Annotated in this window: 8 protein-coding genes and 1 pseudogene; 1 reads left to right on the top strand and 8 read right to left on the bottom strand. The window is 36.5% G+C overall.

Annotated features, from left to right (window positions below; genetic code table 11):
* Window positions 1-284: 284 nt before the first annotated feature.
* The 8 genes and pseudogenes from CSV60_RS16275 to CSV60_RS15540 all read right to left on the bottom strand — a co-directional run.
* Window positions 285-392 (bottom strand): annotated as a pseudogene (locus tag CSV60_RS16275) (hypothetical protein); the annotation flags it as partial.
* A gap of 247 nt (window positions 393-639) precedes the next feature.
* Entirely contained in the window at window positions 640-1,179 is a 540-nt protein-coding gene (locus tag CSV60_RS15570; protein ID WP_099637611.1) for an acyltransferase, read from the bottom strand.
* Window positions 1,180-1,258: 79 nt separating this feature from the next.
* A complete protein-coding gene (locus CSV60_RS15565) occupies window positions 1,259-2,134 on the bottom strand; it encodes a class I SAM-dependent methyltransferase (RefSeq protein WP_099637610.1) in 876 nt (291 codons plus the stop codon).
* Entirely contained in the window at window positions 2,131-2,886 is a 756-nt protein-coding gene (locus CSV60_RS15560) for a CBS domain-containing protein (RefSeq protein ID WP_099637609.1), read from the bottom strand. The genes CSV60_RS15565 and CSV60_RS15560 overlap by 4 nt, the downstream gene beginning before the upstream one ends.
* A 5-nt stretch (window positions 2,887-2,891) precedes the next feature.
* Complete coding sequence (locus CSV60_RS15555; RefSeq protein WP_099637608.1) at window positions 2,892-4,070, bottom strand: acylneuraminate cytidylyltransferase; 1,179 nt, start codon at window positions 4,068-4,070, stop codon at window positions 2,892-2,894.
* Window positions 4,067-4,933: an N-acetylneuraminate synthase family protein gene (locus CSV60_RS15550; protein ID WP_099637607.1), complete on the bottom strand. Its 867-nt coding sequence runs from the start codon at window positions 4,931-4,933 to the stop codon at window positions 4,067-4,069. The genes CSV60_RS15555 and CSV60_RS15550 overlap by 4 nt, the downstream gene beginning before the upstream one ends.
* 1 nt (window position 4,934) lies before the next feature.
* A complete protein-coding gene (locus CSV60_RS15545) occupies window positions 4,935-6,788 on the bottom strand; it encodes a motility associated factor glycosyltransferase family protein (RefSeq protein ID WP_158233195.1) in 1,854 nt (617 codons plus the stop codon).
* Window positions 6,775-7,377, bottom strand: coding sequence for a DUF8042 domain-containing protein (locus tag CSV60_RS15540; protein ID WP_099637605.1), 603 nt, complete (start codon window positions 7,375-7,377; stop codon window positions 6,775-6,777). Before CSV60_RS15540 ends, CSV60_RS15545 begins: the two co-directional genes overlap by 14 nt.
* Window positions 7,378-7,702: 325 nt before the next feature.
* Here CSV60_RS15540 and CSV60_RS15535 point away from each other — a divergent pair, with 325 nt between their 5' ends.
* Entirely contained in the window at window positions 7,703-9,616 is a 1,914-nt protein-coding gene (locus CSV60_RS15535) for a hypothetical protein (protein WP_099637604.1), read from the top strand.
* The last annotated feature ends 131 nt before the right edge of the window (window positions 9,617-9,747 follow it).

The following is a 9,747-nucleotide window of genomic DNA, read 5'->3' as shown; positions in this document are numbered from 1 at the left end:
ACTACAAAGAAATACGTAGCCAAAAACGCTTAGGTTATTTGTCTCCCGAAGCATTCCTGGCTAGGTATTTGGAAAGTGCATAACACACACAATTGTACATAAACTTTCGTGTCCATTTTTAAGGGGCTTGACTACAGGTAGAGAACACTCATTTCATGGACACATAAATGGTAAGTCTCTTGTCAGAAACGGCATCCATTCATGGATACAGAAAGTACAGTCCTTGGATGTCGTTCCTGGAAAATGTGTAGGTAGGTAAATCGAAATCCCAAAGTCTTCCTTGTTTAGGCAGTTTCCCGTCTGCACAGATCCTCTAATTGTTGCGGCGTTAAATAGGTAATTGCCCCATGGATCCGTTTGCGGTTGTACCATGATTCAATGTATGGAAAGAGGGCAATTCGTGGTGCTTCAAACTACCACCTAAGTATTTAGTTTAGTCCACTTTTGCATGGATCGAGTTCACCTGTGCATCACACAACTCGAGAAATATTCAAAGTAGTTTCCGAATTGTGTGGTGCACAGGTGCGTGTTCTAAACTGCTCCATCTTTGTTAAGAAGTATATAGCTTCTCTCAACTTAAAATTTATACTATCCCCTTCTTGTCATAAGACAGATAAACATTATAGATTTTATAACGCATTAGAATATTTGCCTAACCACACGAGCAGGGTTACCTGCCACGACTGTATTTGGCAAAACATCTTTGGGCACAATACTGCCGGCTGCTACAACAGAATTCTTTCCTATCCTTATTCCTGGTAAAATAACCGTATTGGCACCAACCCAACTCCCTGTTTCTATTACAACACTTTGTGATTCAGTATATCCTTGCTGGTTAATGGGTAGTGAAATATCACTGAAAACATGGTTACTGACATAAATATTAACACCCGGTGCAATCAAGACGTCATCTTCAATATTAATTTGCCCCTTCTCATCAGCTATAAGCATACACATTGGGCGGATCACAACATTTTTTCCAAGCCTTATATTGGAACAATTGATAGCATATGCACCTAACCGAAAATCTGCGCCTTCATCGTATAATTTAAATTTCTCCTTACAAATTTTTCGGTGAACAGAAGGAATATACATTAAAAAGTATGTAGAAAGCATATCTGGACCTAACCGATCTGCCTTCCTTGTCCAAATCCATCTTTTAAATAAAGATTTTAACATTCTAGTTCCTCTAATTCTTTATAAATCATTATAATATTAAATTTCATAAAAACTCCGTTCATGGTTTACCTTATTCTTATTAAACTGGATTTTCAATTAAAGATATTTCAGCCAACAAGGTATCACATGCCCCAAGACTCGCTAACTGGGCCTCATATTCTCCATTCATTTTGCTGTTCACTAATTGGGTTAACTCTTTATGTCCACCGGGCTTCCCAGCAGCTAACCAATACAAATGATTGCTTAATGGATAGCGTTGTATCTGCTTAACGTACTTCACTTCATAACCTGCTCTTTTGCAAACTTCACTTAGTGTACTGTAATTAAAGAGAAAAAGATGACATCCCCAATATGTAAAATCAGCAAATGCTTGATTTTTGTAAATAGTAAGCAAAGCATCTTCAGAGTTAGGGACTTCTATTATTATTTTTCCTTTATTGTTTAGCAACGCTTTCAAGTCTTTCAATATTTTTATCGGATCTTTCATGTGCTCCAGTACATGAAACAAGCTGACAAAATCATACTTTTCTTTAATTTGATCCACAGTTGCATAGCACCTTATATCCTCTTCATTCAGGATATTGTTTAATTGTCTATCAATTTCAAGACCTTCTGCTGTTTCCGTTTGATTTCTAATCAAATGTAAAAAGCCACCTGCACCGCAACCAAAGTCTAGGACAGATTTATTTGCAAACTTTTCTTTAAAATAATCTGCCCTTCTTTCATCATCCTTAAAAGAGTTATTACGATAAGTCTTAAGATTTACGCGACCATAAAGCATGCCTGATTCTTCATAAAAACCGTCTTCAATATGATTAAATGAAGACAAAAATACTAAATTACATTTCGAACATTCCATGACTTTTATTTCATCTGAGTCCCTAACCTTGTCATGTCGTACAAATAGTTGCTGTGATCCACATAAATAACACTTTGCTTCGTTATCTTTGCTCATTTAAGTCTCCCATATTTATCTTGGAATCTTATAATATCGTCTTCTCCAAAATATGTACCTAATTGCACCTCTGATATCATAAGTGTTTCATCCTTTGAAGTATTTATAACTTTGTGTTTGCATCCCTTAGGTATATATACATAGACGCCTTCGTGTACCTGTTTTTCACTCTCGCCCAATATCACTTTGCCCTCTCCCTTAATAATAATCCAATGTTCTTCTCTTTTTTTATGTTCCTGTAAGCTTAATTCCTCTTGTGGATTCACATAAATGACTTTGGCCCTGGTATATTCACTTAAAAAAACTGTCTTGTAGATTCCCCAAGGTCTATTGTAAATCTCATAGTCAACACTTAAATCATCTAATGAAAGAAAATCGAAATTAAAATCCCATTGTACACCCTCTAACAAGGCCACATGCAACTGCTTTTTAGTAATAAGATTTATTAGCTTGCTTTTTTGATCTACTATTGGAATAAATTCAATCTTGGAAGATTTAAACTTCTCTATTAAATTGTCAAAGGAAGAATTATTTCGTAAATACGCAAAATTTGTATTCATAACCTTTTGAATTAAATCTTTTAAAGTAATCCCTCTTAATAGAGCTCTTCTTATATCTCCATCCGTTACTGTTCCTTGAATCACTAATTTTTCATTCACTACTATTAAAAAGCCCTTCTTATTTCTTTCAATTCGATTTAAACCATCAAAGATTGTTTTAGTAGGATTGATTAAGAAATCATCTAAGATCATTGAATTCACTTCCTGTTGGATAATATAATATCTGCGATTTCTCTAACTGCTCCGTCCCCCCCTTTTCGTTCTGTTACATAATGCACTGATTGTTTGACCTCCCTTAAAGCATCTTGCACGGAAAATGAAGCTCCGACCTTTTTTAATAAAGGTAAATCATTAATATCATCACCTGCATATGCAATCTCATTCAATGTTAATTGATATTTGTCTAGCAACACATCCATGGCGCTGACCTTATCTTTACAATCGAGAATGCAATCATCAATTCCTAATTTTTCTGCCCTTCTTTTGACTATATCTGAATTCTCGCCAGTAATTATAGCAACATGTATTCCTGCATTTTTTAACAAAGAAATCCCCATACCGTCTTTTGTGTTGAATTTCTTTAGATAATCACCTTCATTTGAATAATACATACCTGCATCAGTTAGCACTCCATCACAGTCTAATGCCAGCAATTTTATATTTTTAAAAAGCTTATAGGTATTATTATAGTCTCTACTCTTTAATAAACTTTCTATAATCATCCAATCGGCAGCCTCATCTATCTCGTAATAACTTTCCTCCGGCATCTCATATAAACCAATTTTGCCCGATATCCTTAGGTGAGATTTTACTATATTCAATTTAGAAGATATATAAAAAGCACCATTTTCCACTAAAAAGCCCTGAAATTCTTGTCTTCTCGGTCTACGGCCTAGTGAATAGTTTATAGGTTTTACTCGTCCATTCTCAGTCTCTTCCCAAATAAAACGCTTTTGTCTAACTACAGACAAAATACTATCGTAATCCTCATTGTTAAATTTTTTGATGGCTTTCTCCAAATCTTCACTTTGAAGTAATGGACTCGTTGCTTGAATCAAAACCACATTTTCTGTTTTCTCCGTGCTAATAAACTCTAACAATACTGATTCCGTTGAAGCAGTATCAGTTGCGTTCGCAGGATCCCTATTTATAATTTTTAACACTCCATTGTGATCTTTGTCATAATTATTAACGACCCTTGCTATTTCGTCACTGTCAGTAGAAACAACTACTTCGTCAATTAGTTCACAATTAAGAGCGGCATCGATTGTCCAATATACTAAAGGTCTGCTATTTATTAATTTTATGTTTTTCATAGGAATGGATTTACTGCCGCCACGTACCGGTATAAAAGCAGTCATTTTATTTTCATTCATTTTCTCACCTGATACTTTAATTTCTCTCTTTGCTCTTTTTCTATTTCTAAAATCTCTTCTTGTTTATAACAAAGAGCTAAATCTACGTCTCCTAAACTTTTCACGAGATCTTTTAAACTGTCTGGTTCTAAAGAGGCTGAATGATCTGTACCTTTCCAATTTCTATTCAGAGTGTAATGTCTTTCCACCCACTGAGCTCCTAATGTAAATGCGGCTATGTCTACTGCAATACCTAAATGATGACCAGAAAAACCAATAGATTTAACTCGTGCTTGATATGTATCTATTAGCCTTTTGACTTCTAATAACCTGACATCTCGGAATGGTACTGGATAACCTGAAGTGCAGTTATATAAAACTAAGTCTTTATTCCTCTTTTTAGATTCAAAAAAATTAATTAATTCTTCTATTTCCTCATATTTACTCATACCTGTGGATATATGAATTTCACCTTCATAATTGTTGCAGAGCCAGTCAAGCATTTCATAGTGATTATTCATTGCAGAAGGTATTTTAATCAGTTTAGGATTTAACAAACTGATTTCTTTGGCAGAAGTTAAATCCCATACTGAAGTGCTGTAAGTTACCCCAACTTCTTCGCAATAACTTTTCAATTCTTCATGCTGTTCTTTTGTGAATTCTAAAAATTCTCTGTGTTCTCCATAAGTGGAACCGTAAGAATTTTGAGGGTTCGGGTGTGGTGCATTATATTGTTCTTTAGAAAGTAATTCCTCATTATTTCTCTTTTGAAATTTCACTACATCAACTTCACAGTACAGTGCTGCTATACTAATCATCTTTTTGGCAATTTCCAAATCGCCTTTATGGTTACATCCTATTTCTGCTATCACTTTAGGCTTCATATTATTCTCTCCCTTTATTTATTTCATCGTGCATCTCATCAACATATGACTCAATCACTTGTAAATGTGATTGGCAGTCTATCAAATAACCGCCAAATATATTGGCTGTTTTTTCGCCTTTCGCTAACAGGTTTCTTTCATACCTTACTGCCATAGCTTCTTCTTTCAATTTCTCATGGTGAACGCGAACCATCGGCTGAATAAAAGCGATAAAGTATTGGTTTTGGTGAATTTTAGACATCACATAATCAAGCTGGGAAAAAGACTTTTCTATTTCCTTTTTGTTTTGATACTTTACTTGTTTATACAATTGCCGCAAAACAGCCGTCGATTCTACAAATTCTTTTTTTAAAGCATTTTTTTGCATATTCATTTTACTTGTCTGCTGCTTGCTGTAGAAGTAGTTATAATGACTCTCTTTTTCAAACCAATTTTCATTAATTACAGAATGTGAGAGTTGTTTTATTAGTTTGCTCATTTCCATAAACAGAGTGCCTTGAATATGAGCACCTGCCTTAGTTGTATTAATAACACTTTTTGCAGGCAATTGATTGATATAACCCTCTAACTGATGGCGCATTTTATTAAAAGACTCATTAGTTTGTATGTCGTTTCCGTGCACGTCTTTTGTAGTAAATAGTTTTATTTTTTCATCTTCGCTTAATTCATTTTGGATGTGTTCATATTCGATCCCCTCTGCATAACGGAGATTATTTTGATAACCTAGGTTCTGTCCCGCCAGGATGATTGGAGAGCAACCAAGCTGACTCAATAATTGAAATGTAACCACAGCAATAGACGGAGCATCAAATACAACTGGAATTTGACTTGAGTTCTCAATATAATTTGGACTTACAGTGTCTTGATTGGTAATCATGTGCAACATCTTACCAGGATAATCATTCAATGTTTCATAGCCTACAGATGTACCGAAAACTAAGGGGATATTCTTAATCTCATTTTGCTTAATTTTCTCGATAACTATATGGTTAGTTGCCTTTGGATCATACGTACAAGCCGCATCCGGATAAATCCCCTGCTCAATCAACGCATTAATCGCTGAACCAACCGAAAAAATATAAGCCAAGCCATGCTCTTTAATATACCGCAAGTTCTCAAATTCCTCATTCAACGAAGGCCCCGCTGCCACAATGATGGCTGGTTTCCCTTCAAATGCGCTGCGATCGATATCATGCAGGATGTTCGGTGTTTGCAGTACTGTAGGAAAGTTCTTGATAGAGTTGATTGTCCAGCGCTTTTGGAAAGCTACGTTCGTTGCAAGAGAGCTGTGTTTATTTTTAATAGCTTCCAAAGCTTTTTCCAAGATACCGTTAACTTGTTCTCCGTACATTTTTTCATAAACAGGTAACGTAATAATTTTTAGAACATTGTTCGATTGCGCCAGCAGTTGCTGTACTTCTACTGTCACTTGGTCTTGATCAATACCCGTAAATATCTTCAATAAATTCCGTATGGGTAACCTATCCAGTCTGAAGTTCGATAAATAAGTATGTAGCACTTCCTCGTTTGGCTCATAAATTGCAAACTTAGCATCAGGGTGTGATTCTATAAACGCTTTGATATGGTAGGCGGTACCGACTCCTACAAACAACACATAGTTAATTGGCTCGTCAGCAAATTTCCCCGCAAAGCGCTGCGCTTCCTTCTGCGGATCGTATTTACTTTGTAGATATTGCGTCTTTCCATCTAATACAATTTTTATAGTGGGAATGCCTGTTTTAGCCTGTTCGACAATTACATGTCCTGATGATTCCTGTTGATCCATTTTGGACATTTGGTTTAAGAGTTCTCTGTCTTTCATACGCAAGACATTCCGATTATCAATTAAGATCATAGCGTGTTCCCTCATTGTCTATTGTCTGTTTCACTTGTTCGTCAAGCGCTTCAAAATTGGGGATCAGCTCATATTGAATAATATCTCCAACAAGTACATGGTCTTCATTTTTAAGTGCTTCCGCTAAATTTTGTATCTCTTCCTGCATAGCTGACGACACACTCAAATAGCCCTTCCAGTTAGATGGTGTGGCCTCGGTTTTGCCGATTGTCATCAGCATTTGATCAATCCACTGTAAACCTCCGAGTAATTGGTCCATTTTTGTCCAAGAGTCCGCTGTCGGATTATCATAAAATTCTTCAGCGAGACTTCCGAGTTCCGGCAGTGCTCCTTCGACATACACTTCCGTTTCAAGAAGCAGTTCATTAACGAACTCCTTGACCGTTTTCGCGTACACTTCAAGTACTGCAATCTGTCCTTCATGCTGTTTCAAAAACGCTTCATGTTCTTCAAATATTGTTTTGCCATCCGCTGTAAAGTGACTGAAATAATAGCCTTTATCCAAAAGTTCATTCATTTTCGCAATAATATCGTCAGCGCTTGATGCCTTATCAAGTTGGATCTTTTGATCTTGAAAAATCAATTCCATGGAGAACGCCTCCTATTATGTATTTATGTAAAGTGTATCATAGTCATATTGTTTATATCGGTTACTTATAGGAAAAATGAAATCAAAAAACACGATCGGATTAATCGGATCGTTAGCCAATTCTGTAGGATTAATAATTTATTTTAAGTAGAAGTAAGCGTTAAAAAAATTCATGTTTTTCGCCAAATAAAGCATAACATTTTTCCTGAATTCACTGTTCCTCTTTCAAACTTGTATCTAGTTCTTCTATCATTTTATAATTAGCTATTTTCCTTCCAATAATATATAATAAGAACATACATTCTCACCTTGTAGGAGGTTTGCTATGACGATTGGAACATCGAAGTACTCTACTCATTCACGATCTTACGGCTTTTTACTAGAAAACAGTAATGCTGCAAAGGAGCAATACATTACCAATTGTAAAAATAGTAATCCGAAAACAAATTCGTTGCCTTCTTCTACTGAACAATTGAACAGCCTGCTTTGTGCATTGCTACTCGGCAGTGGACGTATTATTTCGTCCTCCACTAGTCACAAATATTTCCGATTCATTTTCAATACAAAGCATACTGAATGGGCTCATTGCTGTTATCAACAGTTACAATCGTATTTACCGAGCTTTGTTATAAAGAAAGAGCAGACTACAGATACTCGAAGTAAGATCGGCTTTACAGAACGCATGATGATTAGTTCTGCACCCTGCGCAACTGCTGACGCATTATACTCTGCGTGGTATCAGAATGGCTCCAAGGGGATCCCTCTAGAGTTTGTTGAACAGCATATGTTCGTTCAGACTCTCGCATGGTGGTACCAAGATTGTGGTCACTTGAAAGTGAAAGAAGATGGAACTCTGGAGAAACTGATCCTTTCCACTGAGCAATGGTCAGATGAAGAACTTCAATTACTGAAATATGTAATGAACATCAAATTTAATCTTCTATTTGCGGTAGATGGTCAGCGGAGACTTATCCTTTATGACCAACTGCAAATCAAATACTTTTTAAGCATTGTAACGCCTTGGGTCCATCCCTTGTTCGCTTACAAAGTGAGGAATGTATTAGTTCACAAGTCAGTTGCGAAACGGACAACGATACGACTGCCCAATCAAATATCTATTCCTACTCCTACTAAAGAGATCAATCTTATAATTCAACAATATGCCTCTTCTATCAAAGTAACAGAAGACAACTTTCAAAGATTGAATTACGCGAGGCAAGAGAACAATGAATCGACACGCTATCAAGTGAGCCTGTCTGAAGAAAACCGACACGTCCTGTGTTCTATCCAAGCATCCACTGGCTTAACTTTGGGTGAGATTGTGCAAGAGTGTTTTCATCAACAGAATATCATTTCACCACGACCACTGAATACATTGGATGACCTTTCTACTACACAGCAAAACATTATGCTGGGTTCGATTATCGGGGATGGTATGCTGACTCATAAAAAGTCCAAATACAAAGGTATACGAAGCAGTTATCATGAACACTTTTCAATCAAACAAAAAGAATATCGCGCTTGGAAAGTAATGAAATTGAAACCTTATTTGAGTTTCATTCCAAGGGGAGATCATATTATTTCAAGAACGGGAGACTTGTGGAGCAACCTAGAGGAAGTGATTTACAGTAAGAATATAGAAGGGAAGAACAGGATTAAACAGCTCCACCTCAGCATTTTGGAGAAATTAGATGATTTGCACAGCTTGGCCACTATCTATATGGATGATGGGTCGCTGCTACTGACTACCCGTGTAAATCATAATCATAAAAAATTTTACATCACTCCCCATATAGCACTTTACTTACAAAGTTTCACTTACGAAGAATTGTTGCTCTTACAAGGACAGATGAAAAAGTTAACCACAGTCGAATTCCGCCTGACCAAACTACCAAACGGCAATGGTTATTATTTACGAACTAGCCGAACTGCCGATACATTACAATTCCTTCAAGACCTAGAACACATTGTAGTTACCTGCCCTTCAATGAGTTACAAAACCAACTGGCAGTATCGATTTTACTTAGAGAAACAAAAATGGCGTCAAGAGTATCCGAACTACCAGTTGATTGTCAGCGATAGAAAACGAATGCGCGCCTACACTGAAGATGAAATAAGCATTTTACGACATATGAAGCAATCCGGTAAAACAGATCAACAGATAGCAGATGAACTAGGCCGAAGTTACTGGTCGGTGGTCTACAAAATTAGTGAGCTACGATCGCAAAATTTAATGTAAATCGAGTAGGAGGGAGTGATTAACTCCCGACCTCTCACACCACCGTACGTACCGTTCGGTATACGGCGGTTCAACTAAGATTGATGACGCAAAGTTTCGTAACGTGATAATAGACTTTTGAGCCCTTGGGA

The sequence above is a fragment of the Sporosarcina sp. P7 genome, from assembly GCF_002743425.1.
Classification (GTDB): domain Bacteria; phylum Bacillota; class Bacilli; order Bacillales_A; family Planococcaceae; genus Sporosarcina.
Note: the sequence above shows the minus strand (reverse complement) of the source record. Positions and strands in the feature narration are given on the sequence as shown.

What these genes read in the sequence shown, in the direction of transcription:
- CSV60_RS15570 (WP_099637611.1), bottom strand. Translation starts at nt 1,179, where the DNA reads ATGTTAAAATCTTTATTTAAAAGATGGATTTGGACAAGGAAGGCAGAT.
- CSV60_RS15545 (WP_158233195.1), bottom strand. Translation starts at nt 6,788, where the DNA reads ATGATCTTAATTGATAATCGGAATGTCTTGCGTATGAAAGACAGAGAA.
- CSV60_RS15540 (WP_099637605.1), bottom strand. Translation starts at nt 7,377, where the DNA reads ATGGAATTGATTTTTCAAGATCAAAAGATCCAACTTGATAAGGCATCA.
- CSV60_RS15550 (WP_099637607.1), bottom strand. Translation starts at nt 4,933, where the DNA reads ATGAAGCCTAAAGTGATAGCAGAAATAGGATGTAACCATAAAGGCGAT.
- CSV60_RS15560 (WP_099637609.1), bottom strand. Translation starts at nt 2,886, where the DNA reads ATGATCTTAGATGATTTCTTAATCAATCCTACTAAAACAATCTTTGAT.
- CSV60_RS15535 (WP_099637604.1), top strand. Translation starts at nt 7,703, where the DNA reads ATGACGATTGGAACATCGAAGTACTCTACTCATTCACGATCTTACGGC.
- CSV60_RS15565 (WP_099637610.1), bottom strand. Translation starts at nt 2,134, where the DNA reads ATGAGCAAAGATAACGAAGCAAAGTGTTATTTATGTGGATCACAGCAA.
- CSV60_RS15555 (WP_099637608.1), bottom strand. Translation starts at nt 4,070, where the DNA reads ATGAATGAAAATAAAATGACTGCTTTTATACCGGTACGTGGCGGCAGT.